The sequence below is a fragment of the Pseudomonas sp. V98_8 genome (assembly GCF_029967975.1).
GTDB lineage: Bacteria > Pseudomonadota > Gammaproteobacteria > Pseudomonadales > Pseudomonadaceae > Aquipseudomonas > Aquipseudomonas umsongensis.
This window is the reverse complement of sequence record NZ_JASCAE010000006.1, coordinates 77,110-101,504: the sequence shown is the minus strand read 5'-3', so window position 1 is coordinate 101,504 and position 24,395 is coordinate 77,110. Positions and strand designations below refer to the sequence as shown.

At 60.4% G+C, this 24,395-nt stretch carries 22 protein-coding genes; 12 read left to right on the top strand and 10 right to left on the bottom strand.

Going from position 1 to position 24,395, the window contains the following annotated elements; all coding sequences use genetic code 11:
• Window positions 1-131: 131 nt before the first annotated feature.
• Window positions 132-734: a peroxiredoxin C gene (locus QLG10_RS06115; protein WP_020799890.1), complete on the bottom strand. Its 603-nt coding sequence runs from the start codon at window positions 732-734 to the stop codon at window positions 132-134.
• 306 nt (window positions 735-1,040) lie between these two features.
• On the opposite strand from QLG10_RS06115, the gene QLG10_RS06110 reads away from it, so the two are divergent.
• The 12 genes from QLG10_RS06110 to QLG10_RS06055 all read left to right on the top strand — a co-directional run bounded on the left by QLG10_RS06110 (window position 1,041) and on the right by QLG10_RS06055 (window position 13,834).
• Window positions 1,041-1,259, top strand: a complete 219-nt coding sequence (locus tag QLG10_RS06110) for a bacterioferritin-associated ferredoxin (protein ID WP_008057530.1) — start codon at window positions 1,041-1,043, stop codon at window positions 1,257-1,259.
• Window positions 1,260-1,457: 198 nt separating this feature from the next.
• Window positions 1,458-1,934 carry a bacterioferritin gene (bfr, locus tag QLG10_RS06105; RefSeq protein WP_020799888.1) on the top strand — a complete coding sequence of 159 codons (477 nt, stop codon included), beginning with the start codon at window positions 1,458-1,460 and terminating at the stop codon, window positions 1,932-1,934.
• A gap of 201 nt (window positions 1,935-2,135) precedes the next feature.
• The gene (locus QLG10_RS06100) at window positions 2,136-3,038 is read left to right on the top strand and encodes a chemotaxis protein (RefSeq protein ID WP_110751633.1); all 903 of its coding nucleotides are present in this window, start codon (window positions 2,136-2,138) and stop codon (window positions 3,036-3,038) included.
• 27 nt (window positions 3,039-3,065) lie between these two features.
• Window positions 3,066-3,524: an N-acetyltransferase gene (locus QLG10_RS06095; protein WP_110751631.1), complete on the top strand. Its 459-nt coding sequence runs from the start codon at window positions 3,066-3,068 to the stop codon at window positions 3,522-3,524.
• Between the two features lie 58 nt (window positions 3,525-3,582).
• Window positions 3,583-3,897 carry a hypothetical protein gene (locus QLG10_RS06090; RefSeq protein WP_110751629.1) on the top strand — a complete coding sequence of 105 codons (315 nt, stop codon included), beginning with the start codon at window positions 3,583-3,585 and terminating at the stop codon, window positions 3,895-3,897.
• A 105-nt stretch (window positions 3,898-4,002) separates the two neighbouring features.
• Window positions 4,003-5,163: an efflux RND transporter periplasmic adaptor subunit gene (locus QLG10_RS06085; RefSeq protein WP_110751627.1), complete on the top strand. Its 1,161-nt coding sequence runs from the start codon at window positions 4,003-4,005 to the stop codon at window positions 5,161-5,163.
• Window positions 5,160-8,261 (top strand): multidrug efflux RND transporter permease subunit, encoded by a 3,102-nt coding sequence (locus QLG10_RS06080; RefSeq protein ID WP_110751625.1) that lies wholly within the window; start codon window positions 5,160-5,162, stop codon window positions 8,259-8,261. Before QLG10_RS06085 ends, QLG10_RS06080 begins: the two co-directional genes overlap by 4 nt.
• Window positions 8,262-8,270: 9 nt before the next feature.
• Complete coding sequence (locus tag QLG10_RS06075; RefSeq protein ID WP_033056445.1) at window positions 8,271-8,948, top strand: heavy metal response regulator transcription factor; 678 nt, start codon at window positions 8,271-8,273, stop codon at window positions 8,946-8,948.
• The gene (locus QLG10_RS06070) at window positions 8,938-10,302 is read left to right on the top strand and encodes a heavy metal sensor histidine kinase (RefSeq protein ID WP_110751623.1); all 1,365 of its coding nucleotides are present in this window, start codon (window positions 8,938-8,940) and stop codon (window positions 10,300-10,302) included. The genes QLG10_RS06075 and QLG10_RS06070 overlap by 11 nt, the downstream gene beginning before the upstream one ends.
• Before the next feature lie 151 nt (window positions 10,303-10,453).
• Complete coding sequence (locus tag QLG10_RS06065) at window positions 10,454-10,675, top strand: hypothetical protein (protein WP_179055788.1); 222 nt, start codon at window positions 10,454-10,456, stop codon at window positions 10,673-10,675.
• A gap of 198 nt (window positions 10,676-10,873) precedes the next feature.
• Window positions 10,874-12,193 carry an OprD family porin gene (locus QLG10_RS06060; RefSeq protein WP_282486146.1) on the top strand — a complete coding sequence of 440 codons (1,320 nt, stop codon included), beginning with the start codon at window positions 10,874-10,876 and terminating at the stop codon, window positions 12,191-12,193.
• 147 nt (window positions 12,194-12,340) lie between these two features.
• Window positions 12,341-13,834: a sensor domain-containing diguanylate cyclase gene (locus QLG10_RS06055; protein WP_282486144.1), complete on the top strand. Its 1,494-nt coding sequence runs from the start codon at window positions 12,341-12,343 to the stop codon at window positions 13,832-13,834.
• Window positions 13,835-13,912: 78 nt separating this feature from the next.
• On the opposite strand, the gene lpxC is transcribed toward QLG10_RS06055, so the two are convergent.
• The 9 genes from lpxC to murD all read right to left on the bottom strand — a co-directional run bounded on the left by lpxC (window position 13,913) and on the right by murD (window position 24,390).
• Entirely contained in the window at window positions 13,913-14,824 is a 912-nt protein-coding gene (gene lpxC, locus QLG10_RS06050; protein ID WP_008060300.1) for a UDP-3-O-acyl-N-acetylglucosamine deacetylase, read from the bottom strand.
• A 112-nt stretch (window positions 14,825-14,936) separates the two neighbouring features.
• Window positions 14,937-16,130 (bottom strand): cell division protein FtsZ, encoded by a 1,194-nt coding sequence (gene ftsZ, locus QLG10_RS06045; protein WP_110751612.1) that lies wholly within the window; start codon window positions 16,128-16,130, stop codon window positions 14,937-14,939.
• Between the two features lie 78 nt (window positions 16,131-16,208).
• Window positions 16,209-17,468 carry a cell division protein FtsA gene (gene ftsA / locus QLG10_RS06040; protein ID WP_033040311.1) on the bottom strand — a complete coding sequence of 420 codons (1,260 nt, stop codon included), beginning with the start codon at window positions 17,466-17,468 and terminating at the stop codon, window positions 16,209-16,211.
• 15 nt (window positions 17,469-17,483) lie between these two features.
• Window positions 17,484-18,350, bottom strand: coding sequence for a cell division protein FtsQ/DivIB (locus QLG10_RS06035; RefSeq protein ID WP_110751610.1), 867 nt, complete (start codon window positions 18,348-18,350; stop codon window positions 17,484-17,486).
• 4 nt (window positions 18,351-18,354) lie between these two features.
• Window positions 18,355-19,320 carry a D-alanine--D-alanine ligase gene (locus QLG10_RS06030; RefSeq protein ID WP_020800851.1) on the bottom strand — a complete coding sequence of 322 codons (966 nt, stop codon included), beginning with the start codon at window positions 19,318-19,320 and terminating at the stop codon, window positions 18,355-18,357.
• Window positions 19,317-20,777, bottom strand: a complete 1,461-nt coding sequence (gene murC / locus QLG10_RS06025; RefSeq protein WP_020800850.1) for a UDP-N-acetylmuramate--L-alanine ligase — start codon at window positions 20,775-20,777, stop codon at window positions 19,317-19,319. The genes QLG10_RS06030 and murC overlap by 4 nt, the downstream gene beginning before the upstream one ends.
• Window positions 20,770-21,840, bottom strand: coding sequence for an undecaprenyldiphospho-muramoylpentapeptide beta-N-acetylglucosaminyltransferase (gene murG, locus QLG10_RS06020; RefSeq protein WP_020800849.1), 1,071 nt, complete (start codon window positions 21,838-21,840; stop codon window positions 20,770-20,772). Before murG ends, murC begins: the two co-directional genes overlap by 8 nt.
• On the bottom strand, window positions 21,830-23,047 hold the full coding sequence (ftsW, locus tag QLG10_RS06015) for a putative lipid II flippase FtsW (protein ID WP_008060279.1): 1,218 nt from the start codon (window positions 23,045-23,047) through the stop codon (window positions 21,830-21,832). Before ftsW ends, murG begins: the two co-directional genes overlap by 11 nt.
• Window positions 23,044-24,390: a UDP-N-acetylmuramoyl-L-alanine--D-glutamate ligase gene (gene murD, locus QLG10_RS06010; RefSeq protein WP_282486126.1), complete on the bottom strand. Its 1,347-nt coding sequence runs from the start codon at window positions 24,388-24,390 to the stop codon at window positions 23,044-23,046. The genes ftsW and murD overlap by 4 nt, the downstream gene beginning before the upstream one ends.
• Window positions 24,391-24,395: the final 5 nt, after the last annotated feature.

The following is a 24,395-nucleotide window of genomic DNA, read 5'->3' as shown; positions in this document are numbered from 1 at the left end:
CTGCGGTGTTCTTGAGTCCATCGTCGGAGCGCCGCCCGGAGCATGCTCGCTCCTACAGGGGGCTTGCGTTTACTCCACCCATAAAAAAACCGGCCTCAAGGGCCGGTTTTTTTGTACCTGGAGCCTGTGCCTTACAGCGCAGCAGCGTGCTCGGTCAGGTAAGCCGCAACGCCTTCTGGCGAAGCGTTCATGCCTTTGTCGCCTTTTTTCCAGTTGGCAGGGCAAACTTCACCGTGCTCTTCGTGGAATTGCAAGGCGTCGACCAGACGCAGCAGCTCTTCCATGTTACGGCCCAGCGGCAGGTCGTTGATGATCTGCGAGCGGACAACGCCTTTATCGTCGATCAGGAATGCGCCACGGAATGCCACGCCGTCAGCGGACTGAACGTCGTAGGCCTTCATGACTTCCTGCTTGATGTCGGCAGCCATGGTGTAACGAACCGCGCCGATACCGCCGTCGTTAACCGGGGTGTTGCGCCATGCGTTGTGGGTGAAGTGCGAGTCGATCGACACAGCGACCACTTCAACGTTGCGCGCCTTGAACTCGGACATGCGGTTGTCCAGAGCGATCAGCTCCGACGGGCAAACGAAGGTGAAGTCCAGCGGGTAGAAGAACACCAGGCCGTATTTGCCTTTGATGGCCGACGACAGGGTGAAGCTGTCTACGATTTCGCCATTGCCGAGTACGGCCGGTACGGTGAAGTCAGGGGCTTGTTTGCCTACGAGTACGCTCATTGGATATCTCCTGGTGTAGAAGCGTTAAGAACAAGGTTTGCATCAGCCTGCCACCCTCAGGCGACAGCCCTGTGACACAAACCCGTTTCGAAAAGACCGGCCATCATACACCGCGTTTTTGGCCTGTCCGTAACGGTTTCTCCCCTGAGCGTAAAAAAGGACGAAGGGTCATCCGGTTGGCAGCCTCCTACGGATCAACCGTTCGTCAGACCTGGCAAAAAGTGTTCTCAAAGCACTTTGACAATCATTCTCGTTAACATTAAGATCCATCGCATTCGAGACATCAACAAGCGACGGTCTTCACTTATGTATGTTTGCCTCTGCACTGGCGTCACCGACGGCCAAATCCGCGACGCGATCTATGAAGGATGCTGCAGCTACAAGGAAGTGCGCCAAGCCACCGGCGTTGCCAGTCAATGCGGCAAATGTGCCTGCCTTGCCAAGGAAGTGGTCCGCGAGACCCTGACCAAGTTGCAAACGGCCCAGGCTGCGATCCCGTTTCCAGTTGAATTTACTGCAGCATAAATCCCGCATTTCAAAGAACCGGACTCATGTCCGGTTTTTTTATGTCTGCAAATCAACTGCTTAGGCTCTAGACGCAGAACACAAACATTCTTATTCCGATTAATTTTTATATATGATTCAATAACTTAGGTTTGACACTCTTAGTTGTGCGGCTCAAACTCTGCCTTATAGACAGCTAATACAGGGCAGGACCCCATTATGAAAGGCGACGTTACAGTCATCCAGCATCTCAACAAGATCCTTGCCAATGAACTGGTCGCGATCAATCAATACTTCCTGCATGCACGCATGTACGAAGATTGGGGCCTGAACAAGCTCGGCAAGCACGAGTACCACGAATCCATTGACGAGATGAAGCACGCGGACAAGCTGATCAAGCGCATCCTGTTCCTTGAAGGCCTGCCGAACGTCCAGGACCTGGGCAAGCTGCAAATCGGCGAGCACACCCAGGAGATGCTCGAGTGTGACCTGCGTATCGAGAAGACTGGCCATGCCGATCTGAAAGCGGCCATCGCCCATTGCGAAACAGCGGGCGATTTCGGCAGCCGTGAATTGCTTGAAGATATCCTTGAATCCGAAGAAGAACATATCGACTGGCTGGAAACCCAACTGGGCCTGATCGACAAGATCGGAATCGAGAACTACCTGCAATCGCAGATGGGCGACGACGAGTAGGTTCTACTCTGCCCGCCTCGATGTAACAGAAGGCCCCGCGCTCTTTTAAAGAGGTGGGGCTTTTTTGTTTCAGTTTGCAAGTGTCTCAACCGGCCCAGGGGATTTTTCCTAAAGCCTGCTCCCCACAAGTCGATAACCTGGCATCGATAGCCGTGGGTGATCCACTGATCGCCTCACCACCTTTTTCCACAGAAGGTTTTTATGTCCTCCACCAAAGCCCGCGCAGATTCACTTTCGCTTCTGCTGTTTACCTTGCGCAGCGGCAAGCTGATGGCGATCAACCTGCTCAAAGTCAGTGAAATCATCCCTTGCCCCCCACTGACCAAACTCCCCGAATCGCATCCCCACGTCAAAGGCATCGCCACCCTGCGCGGCACCTCGTTGTCGGTAATCGACCTCAGCCGCGCCATCGGTGAGCGTCCGCTGGAAGACCCTGACGGTGGGTGCCTGATCGTCACTGACGTCAGCCGCTCCAAGCAAGGCTTGCATGTACAGGCGGTGAGCAAGATCGTTCATTGCCTGACCACCGACATCCGTCCCCCCCCTTTTGGTTCTGGTGGTTCGCGCTCGTACATCACCGGCGTCACTTCGGTCGATGGCACCCTTGTGCAAGTGCTGGACATCGAGAAGGTCATCCATGGCATCGCCCCGGTCCCCATCGACATGGCGCCCACCGAGCTAAGCATGGAAGACGCAGAAATACTGGGCAGCGCTCGTATCCTGGTGGTCGATGACAGCCAGGTGGCGCTGCAGCAATCGGTGCACACCTTGCGCAACCTGGGCCTGCAATGCCATACGGCCCGCAGCGCCAGGGAAGCCATCGACTGCCTGCTGGACCTGCAAGGCACCGCCCAGCAGATCAACCTGATCGTCTCGGACATCGAAATGTCCGAAATGGATGGCTACGCCCTCACCCGTACCCTGCGTGAAACCCCGGACTTTGCGCACCTTTACGTGCTGCTGCATACCTCCCTGGACAGTGCGATGAACAGCGAAAAGGCGCGGCTTGCGGGGGCCAATGCGGTGCTGACCAAATTCTCTTCGCCGGAGCTGACCAAATGCCTGATCGACGCGGCCAAAGCTGTGGCCGAACAAGGTTGTTGAGTCTTGAACGAGCATTTCTGCTATCTCATGCGGCGCAGCCTCACGCGAGCCGTGCCCGCCCCCGCCTGGCCTGAGGGGATCGTCCTGACCGGCTACCGACCTGAACAGGCAGAAGAGGTTCACGACTTGCTGGAATTGGGTTACTCCCAGGGAGGCGGCCGCGTCCCGGCCCTGGACGAATGGCAACAACGATTTGAATCCGATCCTGAATATGATCCGGCCTTGTGCTTCATCGCCCTGGATGCCCAGGGTATCGCGGGTGTATGTCAGTGCTGGACCAGCGCCTACATCAAGGATCTGGTGGTGCATCCGCGGGCGCAAGGCCGCGGCTTGGGGCGAGCGTTGCTGCTCAATGCCTTCAAGGTGTTTCAACGGCGGCGCGAAGGGTATGTCGATTTGAAAGTGCTGGAAGACAACGTTCGCGCACAGCAGTTGTATGAAAGGGCTGGGATGCATGTAGTCCGCCGGGAACCAGTGCCGGTTTGACCGAGACCTTCAGGCATACTCAGGCCTTGGCCCACACCCGCCCAAGGATTCCCGAACCATGAAAGCCGTCACCCTCACCTTCGTTTGCCTCGCGGCCCTCGCCGCCCAGGCCCAGGCCTCCAGCCCCGACGCCTGGGCCGCCTTCGACAAAGCCGTACTCGCCAGCTGCACCAAGGCCAGCGGTCTCGCCAATGCCAAACCCGTCGGCAACGCCGCGCAGTTCGATGATCGGGTCGGCTATACCGCCCTGCTGCTGCAAGGCCAGTACCCGCAAAAGCACATGAAAGGCCGACAAGGCACTGAACTGTGCCTCTACAACAAGAAAAGCAAAACAGCCTACGTGACCGAGTGGGACTCCATACGGCCAAACTGACGCCGCTGTCAGTCAGCAGTCACTTTCCTGACCGGGTCACAGGGATATAACGTAGATAGACAAAGCTGCGCACACTTCCACTTTCCGACCCGGCGCCCCTCTCGCATGCGAACTCAGAAAAAAACCGTTGTTATTGCAGCCTTTCTGATCGTGCTGGCAGCGCTGGGTGCGTGGTACCTGGGCAAACCCTCCGCAGCCCGGGTGGCGGCACCGACCGCCATCCCGGTGCGCGTGGTCAACGTGGTCGAAAAAGACGTCCCCCGCTACGTCAGCGGCATCGGTTCAGTGTTATCGCTGCACAGCGTGGTAGTTCGTCCGCAAATCGATGGCATCCTCACCAGGATCCTGGTCAAGGAAGGCCAATTGGTGAGCAAGGGCGACCTGCTGGCCACGATCGACGACCGATCGATCCGCGCCGGCCTGGACCAGGCCAGGGCGCAACTGGGCGAAAGCCAGGCGCAACTGCAAGTGGCCCAGGTCAACCTCAAGCGCTACAAACTGTTGAGCGTCGACGACGGGGTGTCCAAACAGACCTACGACCAGCAACAAGCGCTGGTCAACCAGCTAAAGGCCACGGCCCAAGGCAACCAGGCTTCGATTGACGCAGCTCAGGTGCAATTGTCGTACACACAGATTCGCTCCCCGGTCAGCGGTCGCGTCGGTATTCGTACGGTGGATGAAGGCAACTTCCTGCGCATGACGGACACCCAGGGACTGTTCACGGTGACCCAGATCGACCCTATCGCCGTGGAATTCTCCCTGCCGCAGCAAATGCTGCCGACCCTGCAAGGCCTGATCAACGATCCACAACATGCCAAGGTCAAGGCCTACATCGGTGCCGACACCGACGGTGAAACCGGCAACCTGCTGGGCGAAGGCCACTTGACCCTGATCGACAACCAGATCAACGCCAACACCGGCACCATCCGCGCCAAGGCCGAATTCGATAATCCCGGGCAAAAACTCTGGCCCGGCCTGCTGGTGACGGTAAAGATCCAGACAGCGCTGGATAAAGATGCGCTGGTCGTACCGCCCACCGTCGTGCAGCGTGGCCTCGATCAGCACTTCGTCTATCGGGTGAATGGCAACAAGGTCGAAACCGTACCGGTGCAGATGGTTCATCAAAGTAGCGGTCAGAGCATCATCAAAGGGGTGAAACCCGGTGACGTGCTGGTCAGTGACGGCCAGTCGCGGCTCAAGCCCGGTGCTACCGTGCAAGTACTCACCGACCCGCCGCAGGTCGTAAAATCGGAGTCGGCGCCATGAAAGGCCACGGTTCGGTATCCGCCTGGTGCATCGATCACCCTGTGGCGACGATTCTGCTGACGTTTTCCCTGGTGCTGCTGGGGGCGATTGCCTTCCCGCGCCTGTCCATCGCGCCGCTTCCGCAAGCAGAATTTCCGACGATACAGGTGGCCGCGCAACTGCCGGGGGCCAGCCCGGAAACCATGGCCTCATCGGTGGCCACCCCCCTTGAAGTGCAGTTCAGCGCCATTCCCGGCGTGACGCAAATGACCTCGAGCAGCGCCCTGGGCTCAACCAACCTGACCCTGCAATTCACCCTCGACAAGAGCATCGATACCGCCGCCCAGGAGGTCCAGGCAGCGATCAACACCGCGGCAGGCAAACTGCCCAAGGACATGCCGAACCTGCCGACCTGGCGCAAGGTCAATCCGGCCGACAGCCCGGTACTGATCCTCAGCGTCAACTCGTCCCTGATGCCCGGCCCGGAGCTCAGCGACCTGGTGGAAACCCTGTTGTCCCGTCAGATCAGTCAGATCGACGGTGTCGGCCAGGTCGTGATTACCGGCCAGCAACGTCCGGCGATTCGTGTCCAGGTCTCGGCAGACAAACTCGCCGCCATTGGCCTGACCCTCGCCGATATTCGCCTGGCGATCCAGCAGACCAGCCTCAACCTGGCCAAAGGTGCGCTGTATGGGGAGTCGAGCATCTCGACCCTGTCCACCAACGACCAGTTGTTCCATCCTGAGGAATACAACCAACTGATCGTTTCCTACAAGGATGGCGCACCGGTCCATCTCAGGGATGTCGCCAAAGTCGTCAACGGCTCGGAAGATGCCTACGTCCAGGCTTGGGCGGGCACCCAACCGGGCGTCAACCTGGTGATATTCCGCCAACCGGGGGCCAACATTGTCGAGACCGTGGACCGCATTCAAGCGGCGCTTCCGGGCCTGGAAGCGATGCTCCCGGCTTCGGTGCAGGTCAAGACACTGATTGACCGCACGCAAACTATCCGCGCTTCGCTGCATGAAGTGGAAATCACCCTGCTGATCGCGATCATGCTGGTGGTGGCGGTGATGGCGCTGTTCCTGCGCCAACTGTCGGCAACCCTGATCGTGTCGGCAGTACTGGGGGTTTCACTGATCGCCAGTTTCGCCTTGATGTACGTGATGGGCTTCAGCCTGAACAACCTGACGCTGGTGGCAATCGTGGTGGCCGTGGGGTTTGTGGTCGACGATGCGATCGTGGTGGTGGAAAACATCCACCGCCACCTGGAGGCTGGCGACGGCATGCGCGAGGCCGCGATCAAGGGCGCCGGAGAAATCGGCTTCACGGTGGTATCGATCAGTTTCTCGCTGGTCGCGGCGTTCATTCCGCTGCTGTTCATGGGGGGCGTGGTCGGACGCCTGTTCAAGGAGTTCGCCCTGACCGCCACCTCCACCATCATGATTTCGGTGGTCGTGTCGCTGACGTTGGCGCCCACCCTGGCAGCGCTGTTCATGCGCGCGCCGGTGCATCACGCCCACGACAAGCCCGGCTTCGGCGAACGCCTGCTGGCGCTGTACGAAAAAGGCCTGCGCCGCGCGCTCGCTCACCAGAAGTTGATGATCGGCGTATTCGGTCTGTCGCTGGCCCTGGCCGTCGCCGGTTACATTTTTATTCCCAAGGGCTTCTTCCCGATCCAGGACACCGGGTTCGTCCTCGGCACAACCGAAGCCGCCGCCGATATTTCCTACGGCGACATGGTGAAAAAACACTTGGCGATGGCTGAAATCGTCGCTGCCGACCCCGCCGTCGAGACCTTCTCGCACTCGGTCGGGGTGTCGGGCAGCAACCAGACCATCGCCAACGGCCGCTTCTGGATCGCCTTGAAAAAACGCGGCGACCGCGATGTTTCAGCCAGCGAGTTCATCGACCGTATTCGCCCGCAATTGATGAAAGTTCCGGGCATCGTCCTGTATCTGCGCGCCGGGCAAGACATCAACCTCAGCTCCGGCCCGAGCCGGGCCCAGTACCAGTACGTGCTCAAGAGCAACGACGGTGCAATCCTGAGCACCTGGACCCAGCGCCTGACGGAAAAACTGCGCGGCAACCCGGCCTTTCGCGACATTTCCAATGACCTGCAACTGGGCGGCAGCATCACTCATATCACTATCGACCGCAGCGCCGCAGCACGCTTTGGCCTGACGGCCAGCGATGTCGACGAAGCGCTGTACGACGCCTTCGGCCAGCGCCAGATCAACGAATTCCAGACCCAGATCAATCAGTACAACGTGATCCTGGAACTGGACACGCGCCAGCGCGGCAAGGCCGAAAGCCTCAACTACTTCTATCTGCGCTCGCCCCTGAGCGGGGAAATGGTGCCGCTGTCGGCCCTGGCGAAATTCGATGCGCCCACGGTGGGGCCGCTGTCCATCGCCCACGACGGCATGTTCCCGGCCGCCAACCTGTCATTCAACCTGGCGCCCGGTGTGGCGCTGGGCGATGCGGTGATCATGCTCAACAAGGCCAAGGTCGACATCGGCATGCCAACGGCCATTAGCGGTAACTTCCAGGGCGCGGCCCAGGCGTTCCAGAGTTCGCTGGCCAGTCAGCCATGGTTGATCCTCGCGGCGCTGGTGGCGGTGTACATCATTCTCGGCGTGCTCTACGAGAGCTTCGTCCACCCGCTGACGATCATCTCGACACTGCCCTCGGCCGGGTTGGGCGCGGTGATCATGCTGTGGATCTGCGGCCAGGACTTTTCGATCATGGCGCTGATCGGGCTGGTGCTACTGATCGGCATCGTCAAGAAAAACGGCATCCTGATGATCGACTTCGCGCTCGACGCGCAGCGCAAGGGTGGCCTGGCGCCGGAGGAAGCGATCTTCCAGGCGTGCCTCACGCGGTTCCGCCCGATCATCATGACCACCCTCGCCGCCCTGCTCGGCGCCCTGCCACTGATGCTCGGCTATGGCACCGGCGCCGAACTGCGCCAACCCCTGGGGATCGCGGTGGTCGGCGGCCTGCTGGTGAGCCAGGCACTGACGCTGTTCACCACGCCGGTCATATACTTGTGGCTGGAGCGGCTATTTCATCGACCTAAACCTACAGCGCTGTCGGCGCTGGCGACCACAGACTGAGGCGGGGTCATGCGCGTCCTGATTATCGAAGACGAAGAAAAAACCGCGGATTATCTGCACCGCGGCCTGACGGAACAGGGTTACACCGTGGACCTGGCCCGCGATGGCGTGGAAGGCCTGCACCTGGCGCTGGAAAGCGACTACGCGGTGATCGTCCTCGACGTGATGCTGCCGGGCCTGGACGGCTTCGGCGTATTGCGCGCCTTGCGTGCGCGCAAACAAACGCCAGTGATCATGCTCACCGCCCGCGAACGGGTCGAAGACCGCATCAAGGGCTTGCGCGATGGTGCCGACGATTACCTGGGCAAGCCATTTTCCTTCCTCGAGTTGGTGGCACGCCTGCAAGCGCTGACCCGGCGCAGCGGTGGCCACGAGCCGGTGCAAGTGAGCATCGCCGACCTGTGGATAGATTTGATCAGTCGCAAGGCCACTCGCGCCGGCACACGCCTGGACCTGACGGCCAAGGAGTTTTCGCTGCTCAGTGTGCTGGCCCGTCGCCAGGGTGAAATCCTGTCGAAGACGGCCATCGCCGAAATGGTCTGGGACATCAATTTCGACAGCGACGCCAACGTCGTCGAAGTCGCGATCAAGCGCTTGCGAGCCAAGCTCGATGGGCCATTCGAAGAGAAATTGCTGCACACGATTCGTGGCATGGGTTATGTGCTGGAGAGCCGTGGTGTCCAGTAATAGCATTGCGCTGCGCCTGAGCGGGATGTTCACCCTGGTGGCGTTGCTGGTGTTCCTGTTGATCGGCTGGGCGCTGTACCAACAGGTCGACAAAGGTTTGGGGTTGTTGCCCGAAGCCGAACTGGACGCGCGCTACAGCGTGCTCGAATCGACCGTCGGCCGTTACGGCACGCCCGAGCACTGGGTGAAGATCAATAACAAGCTCAAGCTGCTCGGCGAAGAAGACAAGCGCATCAGTTTCTGGATCGTCAGCGGCGATCCCCAGTACGAATACGGCAATCCGACCCCGAGCATCCGTGCCTTCGCCGAAGGACCGTTGGGCATGCGCGACATGCAACTGGCGGATCACCCCTACCCGTTGAAAGTGCTGGTCAGCCAGTTCCCGGCCAAGGACCAGCGCCCGCCCCTGCGCTTCATGATCGGTATCGACACCGAAACTTTTTATCATACCCAGCACCAGTTGCTGATCGCCCTGATCAGCTTGGCGGTTATCGGCGTGCTGATGGCCTCGGCGCTGGGCTACTGGGTGGCGCGGATCGGGCTCAAGCCATTGATCAAGCTATCCCAGGAAGCCCAGCGCCTGGCCCCGCCATTGCGTTCAGGTCGCTTGCGTTTGTCGTCGCTACCCCCTGAGTTGAATCAGTTCGTCGACTCGTTCAACTCGACACTGGAACGGGTCGAACAGGCCTACTCGCGCCTGGAATCGTTCAACGCCGATGTCGCCCATGAACTGCGCTCGCCGCTGACCAACCTGATCGGCCAGACCCAGGTCGCGCTTACACGCGGGCGTTCGGCGGAACACTATTTCGAGGTGCTGCAATCGAACCTTGAAGAACTTGAACGGCTGCGCTCGATCATCAATGACATGCTGTTCCTGGCCAGCGCCGACCAAGGCAGCAAGGCCACCAAACTGACCTCCACTTCTCTGGCCGAGGAAGTGGCGACGACTCTGGATTACCTGGATTTCATTCTCGAGGATGCCCAGGTTCAGGTTCAGGTCAGCGGCGATGCCCAGGTGCGAATCGAGATCGCCCACCTGCGCCGGGCCTTGATCAACCTGCTCAACAACGCCGTGCAGCACACCGGCCCCGGACAAGTCATCGAGGTGCGAATCGAAGCAGGCGAGCACCAGGTCAGCATCGGCGTCGCCAACCCCGGTTCACCGATTTCCAGCGAGCACCTGCCACGCCTGTTCGAACGCTTTTACCGGGTCGATGCCTCGCGCAGCAACAGTGGCAACAACCACGGGTTGGGCCTGGCCATCGTCAAGGCGATTGCCCTGATGCATGGCGGCGATGTGTTCGTGCGCAGCGACCATGGCATGAATACCTTTGGCATGCATTTGCCCGTCTGATTCACGCGGCCCCTCGCCACAGGGTTGCTCACTTATCCACTTTTGCTCTTTGCGTAACAGTCCTTTCATGAATCCGCTCTTTTTCCTTTCCTCCAAGCCCCTTATCTTTGCCCGCACCAAACAGCACTTGCCAAGCAAGAAGGTTTAAAAGATGTCCAACAGTATGGGTATTGCCAGCGCTTTCGTTCTGTCTTCTCTGTTCCTGTCTCCGTTCGCCATGGCCGAAGAGTCGCAGGCCTTCGTCGCGCAAAATGCCGCCCGGGCCGCAGCCTACGAAGAGCACCAGATCGAGATGACCGCCAAAGCCCAGGAGGCCACCCAAGCCCCACAAGCGTCGAGCGTCCAGGCCAAGCAAGCTGAGAAAGACAGCTGATCGCCGCGCACCGCTCCAGTTTCCCTCGACACTTTTCAACGGCTCTTCCCATTGAAAAGTTGTCTTCAAAGCCGCTGCTATCAGCGGCTTTTTTTCGTTGTGGTTTTAACACCCGCTGCGTCCTTTTTTCGCCAACAGGACACCTCTGCGACTGCAAGAAAAGTGCTGTTCCCCGCTGACCCAGGAGCTTTACCCCCCGTGCGTTTCCCACTCAGTTCACCTGCGCTGTTCGTTGCAATCGCTGCAACGATGACGGCCAATGCTCACGCCACCGACAATTCAGCTGCCCATGGTTTCGCCGAAGACGCCAGCCTCACCCTCAACGCGCGCAACTACTACATGAACCGCAACCGCCAGCAGCAGGCTGATGACAATATTGAATGGGGCCAGGGTTTCCTGGGTATCTTCGAGTCGGGCTTCACTGAAGGTCGCGTCGGGTTCGGCTTCGACGCCCATGCGATGCTCGGGCTCAAGCTAGACGGTGGTGGCGGCACGGACAATTCGAGCATCCTGCCGGTCAGCGATGGCAACGGCAAAGCACCGGGCTCGTTCTCCACCGCAGGCGGCACCCTGAAAATGCGTGCCTTCGATACCGAATTGAAGGCCGGTGACCTGTTTCTCGCCAATCCGGTGATTGCCGGCGGTGAGACCCGCATGTTGCCGCAGACGTTTCGCGGCGTCAGCCTGACCAACCACAGCTTCGACGGCTGGCTGATAGAGGGTGGGCAAGCGAGCTTCACCAAGCCGTATAACCAAAGCGGCCATACCCGCATCGGTACGTCCTACGGCACCTTGGCCGAAGGTGACGAGAGTCGCCATCTCAACTGGGCAGGCGTGGCCTGGAGCAGTCTGCCCGGCTTGAGCAGCAGCCTGTATGCCGCCGAGCTCAAGGACATTTGGAACCAGTACTACTACGACCTCGATTACACCTATGCGCTCAACGAGGTGGTCAGCCTCAACCCAGGCCTGCACTTCTATCACACGCAAGACACCGGTGACGCGCTGCTCGGCCACATCGATAACAACACCTACAGCCTGCATTTCACCCTCGGCATCGGCAATCACAGCGTCACCACTGCTTACCAGCGAGTCAATGGCAACACCCCATTCGACTACATCAGCCAGGGTGATAGCGTATTCCTCGACAACTCCCAGCAATACTCGGACTTCAACGGCCCCAACGAACGCTCATGGAAACTCAAGTACGCCTATGACTTTGTCGGACTCGGCCTGCCGGGACTGACCTGCGCGCTGTCCTACTCCCGAGGCAAGCTGGACCTGACCAAAGTCGATCCAGACAGCCCAGGGTACAGCGCTTGGTATAGCGCCGATGGCAAAAACGCCAGGCACTGGGAGCGCGACATCGAACTCAAGTACGTGGTCCAGGCTGGCCAGGCGAAAAACCTTGCCCTACGCCTGCAATGGGCAACCAACCGGGGTGGCAAAGGTTATGGCGCACTGGATCAGGACACTGACGAATACCGGGTGATTTTCGACTACCCGCTCAATGTCTTCTAAGCTTCAGTAAACAAAAGGCCGGCACGTTTTGCTGGCCTTTTTTTATCCGGAGTGCGCAGGGAGGCGGTGGATATGACGGGTGTCCGGGACACTGCCCGATTCTTGTAAAAGAATGTTCCCGACGCCTAGACAGCAGAAGCCAGAACCATGAGCGAGCGCAGCGCGACATTTCACCCCACAACCCCATCCACGCGTTCCGAGCGATTGGTGATTGTCGGCAGCGTCTTGATGGTGATTGCCATCCTCGGCATCGTGGCGTTCCTGCTGGTGCGTGAACGCGCCAATGCCGAACTGTCAGCCAGTCGCTCCGCGGCCAACATCGTGCAATTGATCGAAGCCGACGTCCTGCGCAACGTCGAGCTCTATGACGTCTCCTTGCTCGGCTTGATCGCGGCCTCGCGTCGTGAAGACCTCATGCACGTTTCCCCGCAGATCCGTCACCTGGCCTTGTTCGATCGCGCCACCGCGGCGCCGTACAAGGGTGACATCCTGTTGCTCGACCAGCAGGGCAACGTAGTCGCCGACTCGGCTTCGCGAGAACCCAGGGCAGGCAACTTTGCCGACCGCGAGTATTTCCTGTCCCACGTGAACAACAGCGACCCGGGCATGTTCATCAGCCGTCCTTTTCAGTCCCAGTTGCTCAACAACGAATGGCGCATCAGCTTCAGCCGCCGAATCAGTGGCGCCCAGGGCGAGTTCCTTGGGGTCGCCGAAGCGGCCATGCGCCTGAGCTACTTCGAACAGCTGTTCAACAGCTTGAATATCGGTCCTGACAGCTCGATCAGCCTGATCAACAAGGATGGAATTCTCCTCGCCCAAGTCCCACGCATGGGCGAAGACCTGACCGGCTCGGACTTCAGCAGCCGCCCCAACTTCCAGCGCATCGTCAAGGAAGGCAACGGCAGCTTCAGCAGTGTCTCGAGTCGCTACCAGGATCAACGGCTCTACACATTTTCCCAGGTTGGCAATCTGCCGCTGATTGTTATCGTGGCGCTGTCGGGCGCAGAAGTGTTTGCTTCATGGCAACGCACGGCGCTGGTGGTCAGCCTGGCCACAATTGCGCTGTGTGCGTGCCTGCTGTGGCTGACCTGGTTGCTCTGCCGCGAACTGCGCCTGCGCCACCACGCCGAACTGGAACTGGCGCAACTGGCCGCCACCGACGCCTTGACCGGGCTGGCGAACCGCCGCACGCTGGACCAGACGTTGCGTCATGAGTGGTTTCGCGCCCAGCGTTCCGGCAAGCCATTGTCGCTGCTGATGATCGACGCCGATCACTTCAAGGCCTTCAACGATCGTCATGGCCATCAAGCCGGCGATGAGGCCTTGCGCGCAGTATCCAATGTGTTGCGCACCCACGTAAGACGGCCTGCCGACCTGGTCGCGCGCTACGGTGGCGAGGAGTTTTCGGTGGTCCTGCCGGAAACCGATATGGCGGGCGCACAACAGATCGCCGAGCGCATTCGTGAGGCCGTCGAGCAGCTACCGCCGATCGACGGAACCGACTCGCCGATTACCGTGAGCATTGGCATCAGCACCTGGAATGCCTGCTCCGACATCAACCTGGAGGTGCTGATGTTCGCCGCCGACAAAGCGCTGTATCAAGCCAAGGAGACCGGGCGCAATAGGGTGGTAGCCTTGTAGTGGATAGCGATGAACATCCGCACACATAAAAAAAGGCCACCCGAAGGCAGCCTTTAAAAAACTAGAGAGGTTTTTTACTTACACGGCCGCTACAGGGCGCATGTAAGAGATCGGTGCGGTGCTGGCGTCTTCGAACGTCACGACTTCCCAGGCATCTGTCTGCTCAATCAACTTGCGCAGCAGCTGGTTGTTCAGTGCGTGGCCGGACTTGAAGCCCTTGAACTCACCAATCAGGCTATTGCCCAGCAGGTAGAGGTCACCAATTGCATCGAGGATCTTGTGTTTCACGAATTCGTCTTCGTAGCGAAGGCCGTCTTCGTTCAATACACCATCAGCGTCGACCACAATAGCGTTTTCAACGCTGCCGCCGAGTGCGAGGTTGTGCTTGCGCAGGTACTCGATGTCACTCATGAAACCAAAGGTACGGGCGCGGCTGACTTCTTTTACGAACGAAGTGCTGGAAAAATCCACGCTTGCACTTTGTGTGCGGTCACGGAAAACCGGGTGATCGAAATCGATCTCGAAGCTCACCTTGAAACCTTCGAAAGGGACGAAAGTGGCGCGCTTGTCGCCGTCTTCCACAGTCACTTCACGCAGGATGCGGATGAACTTCTTGGCGGCGTCCTGCTCTTCCAGGCCAGCCGACTGAATCAGGAATACGAAAGGTCCAGCGCTGCCATCCATGATCGGGACTTCGGACGCGGAGAGCTCGACGTAGGCGTTATCGATGCCCAGGCCAGCCATGGCCGAGAGCAAGTGCTCCACCGTATCCACTTTGACGTCACCGTTGACCAGCGTGGTCGACATGGTGGTTTCGCCAACGTTTTCTGCGCGTGCAGGGATCTGCACCACGGGATCGAGGTCGGCACGACAAAACACAATGCCGGTGTCGATCGGCGCAGGCTTGAGGGTCAGGTATACCTTCTCCCCGGAGTGCAGACCTACACCTGTGGCACGGATAATATTTTTCAGTGTGCGTTGTTTAATCATGGCTTGGGCCGCTTCAGCGCAAATTGCGAACTGGTATCAACAAAGGCTGGCGATGATAGCAGACCACGCCTTTGCTGAACACCAATCACCTTCATAGCCCTGATACATTTCATCAATCGGCCTGACGACGCAGGAATGCCGGGATGTCCAGGTAGTCCAGATCATCTTGCGGATTCATCTTCGCGGCAGCCGCAGCACCGGCCTGGGCCTGGTTGCGCATGACGGTCGGACGGTCCAGGTCACGGTAGTTCACCGCTGGAGCTTCTTGACGAACAGGGGCCTGTTGTTGCGGCTGGGAAGCCATCGACGTGTGGACGGTATTGTCGATGATCTTCACCGGCTTCTCGATTTTAGCGCCCAAACCGGTAGCAACGACAGTCACGTGCAGCTCGTCGCGCATGTCTGGATCGATAACGGTACCGACCTTGACCATGGCGTGCTCGGAAGCGAAGGCTTCGATGATGCTACCCACGTCGGAGTACTCACCCAGGGACAGGTCAGGACCGGCGGTGATGTTCACCAGGATGCCGCGTGCACCTTGCAGGTTCACGTCTTCGAGCAACGGGTTGCGAATGGCCGCTTCGGTGGCCTCGCGTGCACGGTTCGGACCGCTGGCGCAGCCAGTGCCCATCATCGCCATGCCCATTTCGCTCATCACGGTACGGACGTCGGCAAAGTCGACGTTGATCATGCCCGGGCGCTTGATGATGTCGGAAATACCGCGAACGGCACCGGCCAGTACATCGTCAGCCTTGGCGAAAGCCGACAAGAGGCTGGCGTCCTTACCGAGGATGGTCAGCAGCTTCTCGTTCGGAATGGTGATCAACGAGTCGACGCTTTCCGACAGCAGGCGGATGCCTTCATCGGCGATCTGCATGCGCTTGCGACCTTCGAACGGGAACGGACGGGTCACCACCGCAACGGTGAGAATCCCCATTTCCTTGGCCACTTCGGCAATGATCGGCGCAGCACCGGTACCGGTACCACCGCCCATGCCAGTGGTGATGAACACCATGTTGGTGCCCTGCAGGACTTCGGCAATGCGCTCACGATCTTCGAGAGCGGCCTGACGACCTACTTCAGGGTTGGCACCCGCGCCCAGGCCTTTGGTCACGCCGGTACCCAGTTGCAGGATGGTCCGCGCGCCAATGCTCTTGAGCGCCTGGGCATCAGTGTTGGCGCAGATGAACTCGACGCCTTCAATGTTGCTCTTGACCATGTGATTCACGGCATTGCCGCCGCCACCGCCGACACCGATAACTTTAATAACCGGGCTTGCGGGGATGTTGTCTACGAGTTCGAACATTTTCCCTCTCCTTTACGTTCTCTAGTTTTTTCGCCTACTGCCTGTATCTACAACGGTGTTGCGGTGCTGCGGTAAATCTTAGAAATTGCCCTGGACCCAGCTCTTGATGCGATCGAGCAAGGCACCTTTGGGTTCTTCGTTGCTGAAGCTGTCGCGGCTACCGATACCCGAGAACGAGATGCCGTCGGATTGCTTCTGCAGGCCGTACATCAACAGGCCAACGCCCGTGGAATAGATCGGGTTGCGCACCACGTCATCCAGGCCCTTGACGCCGTGGGGCACACCCAGGCGCACCGGCATGTGGAAGATTTCCTCGGCCAGTTCAGTGGCGCCTTCCATCTTCGCGGTACCGCCAGTCAGCACGATGCCGGCCGGGATCAGGTCTTCGTAGCCACTGCGACGCAGCTCCGCCTGGATCAGCGTGAACAGTTCGTCGTAACGCGGCTCGACCACTTCGGCCAAGGCCTGGCGGGACAGCTCGCGCGGCGGACGGTCGCCGACGCTCGGGACCTTGATGGTTTCACCGGCGCCCGCCAGTTTGGCCAGGGCACAGGCGTAGCGGATCTTGATTTCTTCGGCGTACTGGGTCGGAGTGCGCAACGCCATCGCGATGTCGTTGGTCACCTGGTCGCCCGCAATCGGGATCACCGCGGTGTGACGGATCGCGCCTTCGGTGAAGATCGCGATGTCGGTGGTGCCGCCACCGATGTCCACCAGGCACACGCCCAGCTCTTTCTCGTCGTCGGTCAGCACGGAATAAGCCGAAGCGAGTTGCTCGAGGATGATGTCGTCGATTTCCAGGCCGCAGCGACGCACACATTTTTCAATGTTCTGTGCGGCGTTGACGGCGCAGGTGACCACGTGGACCTTGGCTTCCAGGCGCACACCGGACATGCCCAGTGGCTCGCGGACGCCTTCCTGGTTATCGATCACGTAATCCTGCGGCAAGGTGTGCAGCACCCGCTGGTCCGCCGGGATCGCCACGGCCTGGGCGGCGTCGAGTACGCGCTCAAGGTCGGCGGAGCTGACTTCGCGATCACGAATTGCCACGATGCCGTGGGAGTTCAGGCTGCGGATATGGTTGCCGGCCACGCCGACAAACGCCGAGTGGATACGGCAGCCAGCCATCAGCTGCGCTTCTTCGATGGCGCGCTGGATCGACTGCACGGTGGACTCGATGTTCACCACCACGCCTTTCTTCAGGCCTCGGGACGGATGGGTGCCGATCCCGACGATTTCCAGCGTGCCGTCGTCCGAGACCTCGCCGACCAGCGCCACCACCTTGGAGGTGCCGATATCGAGACCGACGATCATTTTGCCGCTTTGCACGTTTGCCATGGGGTCCTGCCTCTCTTAATTCTTCGCGACAGCGGGTTGGGCTGTCGTCGGCGCTACTGGTTCCCGCCAGCCAACAGCGAGGCCGTTGGCGTAGCGCAGATCGATGCGCGCAATGTTCGTAATCTGCTCTTTGAGCGTCTTGTCATAGATGGCAATGAAACGGCGCATCTTTTCCACCAGGTTGCCGCGTCCCAGCAGCAGTTCGATCCCGGGCCCGGCACTGCCAGGGCCGGTCGTCAGGAACCAGCTGCCTCGTTCACGCAACTCCAGGCGCGCAATCGAGAAGCCCAATGGCCTGAGCAACTGGCTCAGTACCTGATATTGCTGCATCACCTGCTGTTGGGCCCGCTGCGGACCAAACAACTGCGGCAAGTGTTCGTAGTTGGCCAGCTCGCGCGGGGTAAACGCCTGCCCCTGGTTATTCAGCAGCGATTCGTCGCCCCAACGGGCCACCGGCAGTTGTTCTTCCAGGCGAATCACCACTTGATCCGGCCACACCCTGCGCACTTCGGCGTGGGCAATCCATGGCATCGTTTCAAGCTCGGTGCGCATGCTCTCAAGGTCGATGGTAAAGAAGCTCGCCGCCACAAACGGGGCGATTCGCTGCTGCACCGCTTGCTGGCTGATGTAGCTCAGGTCGCCCTGCACCGCGATCTTGGTGATCGGTCGATCGGCGTACGGCAATAAACGCTGCGCGCCCTCATAAGTACCGAACCCCAACGCGACCAGCAGCACTGGCCAGAACAGCGCTTTGACAAAGCCAAAGTTGGCTTTCGGCAGGCGCGCGGACATCGGCTCTTTGGCCACCATTCGGCTGGCACCCCGCGGCACCGGCTTGCGGCCGGGTGCGGGAGGCTGATGTCTCAACTGTGCGCCTTGCATGGTCTTAACCTCGCGGCTCTTGCTTGCCGAAGCTCTCGGCCAGAATGGCCAAAACCAATTGCTGGAAATCCAGGCCGGCAGCACGGGCCGCCATCGGCACCAGGCTGTGATCGGTCATGCCCGGTGCAGTGTTGACTTCCAGGAACCAGAATTGCCCCTCGGCGTCCTGCATTACGTCCGCCCTGCCCCAACCGGCGATACCCAAGGCTTCACAGGCTTTCGCCGTGAGGTCCATGAGTTCCTTTTCCTTGGCGCTGTCCAGGCCGCACGGAATGCGGTACTGGGTATCGTTGGCGATGTACTTGGCGTCGTAGTCGTAGAAACTGTGCGTCGTGCCCAGGGCAATTGGAGGCAACACCTGGTCACGCAGGGTGGCGATGGTGAACTCCGGACCGTGAATCCATTGCTCGACCAACACTTGCGAATCGTAGGTACTGGCCGCTTTCCAGGCGTCGATCAATTCAGACGCGGAACTCACTTTGGCCATCCCGATACTTGAACCTTCATGGGCCGGTTTGACGATCAAAGGGAAGCCCAGTTCCGTCGCCGCCGAAATACAATCGGCTTCGCTACTCAGTACCGCGTGACGTGGCGTCGGAATGCCCAGGCTGTGCCAGACCTGCTTGGTGCGCAGCTTGTCCATGGCCAGCGCCGAGGCGAGGATGCCGCTGCCGGTGTAGGGAATCCCCAGGCACTCGAGCAGGCCCTGCATGCTGCCGTCTTCACCGCCACGGCCGTGGAGGATGATGAAGGCGCGATCGATCTTTTCGTTCAGCAGACGCTGCAACAGGTCATCGCCGACGTCGAGGCCGAACGCATCCACGCCTGCACTGAGCAGCGCATCGAGAACGGCGTTACCCGACTTCAGTGACACTTCGCGTTCGGCACTCTTGCCGCCGAACAGCACGGCGACGCGACCAAAGTCTTTCGGCGCGACGGTGCTGGCGAGGTTGGCGTAGGCAGCAGTCATTTCAACTTCCCCTCCACCGATGCAACGACGGCACCGGCGAACAACTCACTTTTCAACAGTTTCGGTGCGAGACCGCCGATATCACCGGCGCCCTGGCACAGCAGGATGTCACCGGCACGCAACAGCGGCTTGACCAGCGGCGCGAGGTCGACACCGCGCTCGATGTAGATCGGGTCGAGCTGGCCACGCTGGCGGATGCTGTTGCACAGCTTGCGGCTGTCGGCACCAGGTATCGGTTCTTCACCGGCCGGATAGACTTCCATCAGCAGCAGGACGTTGGCGTCGGCCAGTACATTGACGAAGTCGTCGTACAGGTCGCGCGTACGGCTGTAACGGTGCGGCTGGTAGACCATCACCAGGCGACGCTCCGGCCAGCCGCCGCGCACGGCCTTGATCACCGCGGCGACTTCGGTCGGGTGGTGACCGTAATCGTCCACCAGCATCACCTGGCCACCGTCCACCGGCAGTTCGCCGTAGACCTGGAAGCGTCGGCCAACACCCTGGAACCCGGACAGGCCCTGGACGATGGCTTCATCGCTGACGCCTTCGTCGGTGGCGATGCAGATGGTTGCCAGGGCGTTCAATACGTTGTGGTTGCCCGGCATGTTCACCGAGACATCCAGTGGCTCGCGGTCAGGGCGCAGCACGGTGAAGAACGTCTGCATGCCTTGCTGGCGCACATTGATGGCGCGCACGTCGCAGTCTTCGCCGAAGCCGTAGGTGACGGTCGGACGCTTGACCTGCGGGAGGATTTCACGCACCACCGGATCGTCCAGGCACACCACCGCCAGGCCGTAGAAAGGCAGGTTATGCAGGAACTCGACGAAGGTTTTCTTCAATTTGTTGAAGTCACCGTCGTAGGTCGCCATGTGATCGGCGTCGATGTTGGTGACCACGGCCACCAGCGGCTGCAAGTGCAGGAAGCTGGCGTCGCTTTCGTCGGCTTCGGCGATCAGGTAGCGGCTGGTACCGAGCTGGGCATTGGTGCCAGCTGCATTCAGGCGGCCACCGATGACGAACGTCGGGTCCAGGCCGCCGGCGGCGAAGACGGAGGCGATCAGGCTGGTGGTGGTGGTCTTGCCGTGGGTACCGGCAACGGCGATGCCGTGGCGATAACGCATCAGCTCGGCGAGCATTTCCGCCCGAGGCACGACCGGGATACGACGTTCCAGCGCGGTGGCGACTTCCGGGTTGGAGGTGTTCACGGCGCTGGACACCACCAGCACATCGGCAGCGGCAGCGTTCTCGGCGCGGTGACCGATGAAAATCTGCGCGCCGAAAGATTCCAGGCGCTCGGTGACGGGCGAAGCCTTGAGGTCGGAACCGGACACTTCGTAGCCCAGGTTCAGCAACACCTCGGCAATACCGCACATGCCCACGCCGCCGATCCCGACGAAGTGGATGCGACGGATGCGGCGCATTTCCGGTTGCGGCATGGCTTTCTGATTCTCAACCATGGGCCACCTCCAGGCAGGTATCGACCACGTTACGGGTGGCATCGGGTTTGGCCAGGCGGCGGGCCGCAGTGGCCATATCGTTGAGTCGTTGTGGTTGCATCAGGACCTCTGTCAGGCGCGCGGCAAGATCCGCTGCACCGGTCGTTCTTTGCGGCATCAGGAAGGCAGCGCCTTCACGGGCCAAATAATCGGCGTTGCGGGTCTGGTGATCGTCGATCGCATGGGGCAAAGGCACCAGCATCGAGGGCAGACCGGCGGCGGCCAGTTCACTGATGGTCAGCGCACCTGCGCGACATACCACCAGGTCGGCCCAGCCATAGGCTTGGGCCATGTCTTTGATGAACGGCTGCACTTGCGCCTCGACGCCAGCCGCGAGGTAGCGCTGCGCAGTCACTTCATCGTGGTTTTTGCCGGCCTGATGGAATACGTCCGGGCGCAGGTCGACGGGGACTTGCGACAGGGCTTCAGGCAGCAGCTTGTTCAACGGTTCTGCGCCCAGGCTTCCGCCCAGGATCAGCAAACGCGCCTTGCGACCGGCCAGGGCTGGTCGCGGTGTTTCGAGGAACAGCTCGGTGCGCACCGGGTTACCGGTGGTCCGTCGGCTGCTCGACAGGGTAAAGGTGTCGGGGAACGCTTCACAGACCCGGGCGGCCAACGGCACGAGCAACCGATTGGCGGTACCGGCCACGGCGTTCTGTTCGTGAACGATCACCGGCACACCGGCCAGTTTGGCTGCGACACCGCCAGGACCGGTCACATAACCACCAAAGCCCACCACGCAAGCCGGCTGCAAACGACGAATGATCGCCCGCGCCTGCCAGACCGACTTGAGCAACATGAACGGCGCCTTGAGCAGGGACAACTTGCCCTTGCCGCGCAAACCGCTGGCGTTGATCCGATGCAGTTCGATGCCGGCCGCCGGAACCAGTTCGTTCTCGATGCCGCGCGGCGTGCCCAGCCAGTGCACGGTGTAGCCGCGGGACTGGAATTCGCGGGCACAGGCCAAGGCCGGGAACACGTGCCCCCCGGTGCCGCCGGCCATGATCAGTACGTTAGCGCCCATGGTTCGGCTCCTCGGCGAAGTCGCTCTCATGGAACTCCATCTCTTCGCTGCCCAGGTGGGTTCGACTCTCCCACTCGATGCGCAGCAACAAACCCAGGCAGGCACAGCAGATCACCAGCGAACTGCCGCCATAGCTGAGGAACGGCAGCGTCAGCCCCTTGGTCGGCAGAAGGCCGACGTTCACGCCGATGTTGATCAGGAACTGCCCGATCCACAGGAACGACAAACCGTAGGCGACGTAGGCGGCGAAGAACTGCTTGGCCTTTTCGGCCCACAAGCCGATGTACATGCCGCGAATACAAACGAAGACGAACAGCGCCACGGTGCACAGGGAACCCACGGCACCCAGCTCTTCGGCCAGGACCGAGAATACGAAGTCGGTGTGGGCTTCCGGCAGGTAGAACTGTTTCTGCACGCTGTTGCCCAGGCCGACACCCAGCCACTCGCCGCGACCGAAAGCGATCAACGCCTGGGACAGCTGATAGCCGGCACCGAACTGATCGGCCCATGGGTCGGCAAAGTTGGTCAGGCGCGCCATTCGATACGGCTGCATCTGGATCAGCAACACCACCGCCCCGACCGCTAGGACCACCATCAGGGAAAACCGGAACAGCCCGACCCCGCCGAGGAACAGCATCGCCGCAGCAGCGCCCATCATCACGACCGTGGCGCCGAAGTCCGGCTCCATCAGCAAAAGGCCCGCCATCGGCAGCAGCACGATGAATGGCTTGAAGAAACCCATCCAGCTTTCACGCACTTCTTTCTGGCGACGCACCAGATAACCGGCGAGGTAGATCACCACGAACACCTTGGCGATCTCGGAAGGCTGAACGTTGAAGAAGCTGAAGCCGATCCAGCGCATCGAACCGTTCACCTCACGGCCGATCCCCGGGATGATCACCATCACCAGCAAACCGAAGGCACCCAGCAGCATCAACCAACCCAGGCGTTGCCAGGTGGCGATCGGGATCATCATGGTGACGATGCAGGCACCCAGGCCCAGCACCACGTAGATGAGGTGGCGAATCATGTAATACAGGGCACTGCCCGACTGGACGGCCGCCACTTCGGTGGAGGCCGATGCAATCATGACCAGCCCCAGGCCGAGCAGCGTCAGGCAACCGGCAAGCATCGGGAAGTCGAGGTCGATACCGCGCCCGGTGATCAGTGGCGATGGGTACGGCTTGATGATGCCTCGAAGACTCATGCCAGTTCCTCCACGGCTTGGACGAATTGGTGACCACGATCTTCGTAGTTCTTGAACATGTCGAAACTGGCGCACGCCGGCGACAGCAGCACCACGTCGCCCGGTTGCGCAGTGGCGCGGCATTGCTCGACGGCTTCGACCAGGGAGCCCGCACGAATCAGCGGTACGGCATCGCCGAGGGCCTGGCCGATCTTGTCGCTGTCGCGGCCCATGAGGATCACGGCGCGGCAGTTGGCCGCCACGGGATCACGCAGGTCCTTGAATTCGGCACCCTTGCCGTCGCCACCGGCGATCAGCACGACTTTGCCGTCGATGTCCGCGCCCAAGCCTTCGATGGCCGCCAGCGCGGCACCGACATTGGTGGCTTTGGAATCGTTGTAATAGCCCACGCCATCCAGGTCACGGACCCATTGGCAACGATGCTCGAGCCCGGCGAAATTGCGCAGGGCCGACAGCATGGCGTCAAACGGCAAGCCGACGGCGTGACCGAGTGCCAAGGCCGCCAGGGCGTTGGACTGGTTATGGGCACCGCGAACTTTCAATTCGCGCACTGGCATCAGGTTCTGGAATTCAAAGGCCAGGTATTTCTCGCCACCTTCTTCGCGGATCCCGAAAGCCTTGAAGTCAGGCTTGTTCAGGCCGAAAGTCCAGCATGGTTGACCCTCGCCGATCAGTGGCCGGCTCAAGGCGTCCTGGCGGTTGACCACGAACTGCCTGGCACCGCGGAAGATCCGGTGCTTGGCCAGGTGATAGGCCGGCAGGCCGCTGTAGCGGTCCATGTGGTCTTCGCTGATGTTGAGCACGGTCGCCACTTCGGCGTTGAGTTGATCGGTGGTTTCCAGTTGGAAACTCGACAGCTCCATCACGTACAACTCGATGTCGTCGTTGAGCAGATCCAGCGCTGGCGTACCCAGGTTGCCACCGACGGCCACACGCTTGCCCGCCGCAGCGGCCATCTCGCCGACCAGGGTGGTCACGGTGCTCTTCGCGTTGGAACCGGTGATGGCCACGATCGGCGCCTTCGCGTTACGCGCGAACAGTTCGATGTCGCCGGACAATTTCACGCCACGGGCAGCGGCGGCCTGCAGCGCCGGGGTCGCCAGTGCCAGGCCGGGGCTCACGTAGAGCTCGTCGGCACGGCACAGGAACTCGACGTCCAACTCGCCACAACGCACTTCCACCTGCGGGTAGTCACGCTTGAGCGTGGCCAGTTCCGGTGGATTCTCCCGCGTATCGGCCACTGCAAACGCCACGCCCCGGTTCGCCAGGAAGCGAACCAGGGACATGCCGCTCTTGCCGAGGCCGACAACGATGCGGAAGTGGTCAGACGCGATCAGGGACACGAGTT